General features: G+C 60.8%; 1 protein-coding gene. It reads left to right on the forward strand.

The window, feature by feature from the left end:
- Positions 1 to 69: 69 nt before the first annotated feature.
- Entirely contained in the window at positions 70 to 1,080 is a 1,011-nt protein-coding gene (locus A7X77_RS31625) for an IS30 family transposase (RefSeq protein WP_064686696.1), read from the forward strand.
- Positions 1,081 to 1,119 lie beyond the last annotated feature (39 nt).

Below are 1,119 nucleotides of genomic sequence, written 5' to 3' on the forward strand. Positions count from 1 at the left end.
GGGTGGGTTCAAGGATGAAGTGCGACTTGCGATAGATGCCAATGGGTTATCACTCGCAAGGAATGGCTGATGAGACGCACCTACTCCCAGATCGACATGGATGAACGTCGCAGGATCGCTCGCTGGCGAGCGGCCGGCCTGAGCGCCACCGTCATTGCCGAGAAGCTCGGCCGGCATCGCTCGACGATTTTCCGCGAGCTCAAGCGGAATGCTTTTGAAGACCGGCAAATGCCGGATCTGAGCGGCTACTATTGCGTGACTGCCCAGGAGATGGCCCGTGAGCGCAGAGCCAAGCTGCGCAAGCTCGCCCGGTTCTCCCATGTGCGCCAATCGGTGATCGAACGGATCATCCATGGCTGGTCGCCACAGCAGATCGCCGGCCGCATGCGGCTGGAGCGCCATCCAATCTGCATCAGTTACGAGACGATCTACAAGTTCGCCTATTCCGCAGACGGCCAGGCCATCAAATTGTGGCGGCACCTGCCGGAACGTCGTGCGAGACGCAGACCGCGGCACGCCCGCCGGCGTCACGGTCGCCGCTTCAGCCCGGAACTCAGCATCCTTCATCGTCCCGATACTGTCGCCGAGCGCAAGCAGTTCGGCCATTGGGAGTGCGATCTCATCCAGTTTCGCAAGAAGTTCGGCAAGGCCAACGTGACCTCACTGGTCGAGCGGGTCAGCCGCTTTGCTGTCTTCCTACGCAACAACGACCGGCAGTCGAAGCCGATCATGGACGGGTTGATCGAGGTGCTCCAACCCCTGCCCCACGCTGCTCGACGCTCTATCACCTTCGACCGTGGCACCGAGTTCAGCGAATGGCCCTACCTGCAGGCTGGCATCGGAACGCAGACCTGGTTCTGTGACCCACAGTCACCTTGGCAGAAAGGCACGGTCGAGAACACCAATGGCCGCGTTCGCAAATGGCTTTCGAGAGAGGTGGATCCTCTGTCGATCACCGATGGCGAGCTGAAGGACATCTGCGATCGGCTCAACTCGACACCGCGGAAATGCTTGGGCTACCGAACCCCGGCGGAGGTCTTTCGCAAGAAACTACTCGCGCAAATCCGACGTGTCGGCTAGCGTCCAACGCGCAAGTCGCAGTTCGGCGTGAACCTACAC

The sequence above is a fragment of the Rhizobium bangladeshense genome, assembly GCF_001662075.1.
Taxonomy (GTDB): Bacteria; Pseudomonadota; Alphaproteobacteria; order Rhizobiales; family Rhizobiaceae; genus Rhizobium; species Rhizobium bangladeshense_B.

Excerpts from the sequence above, each read along its gene's own strand:
- A7X77_RS31625 (WP_064686696.1), top strand. The coding sequence starts at position 70 with ATGAGACGCACCTACTCCCAGATCGACATGGATGAACGTCGCAGGATC.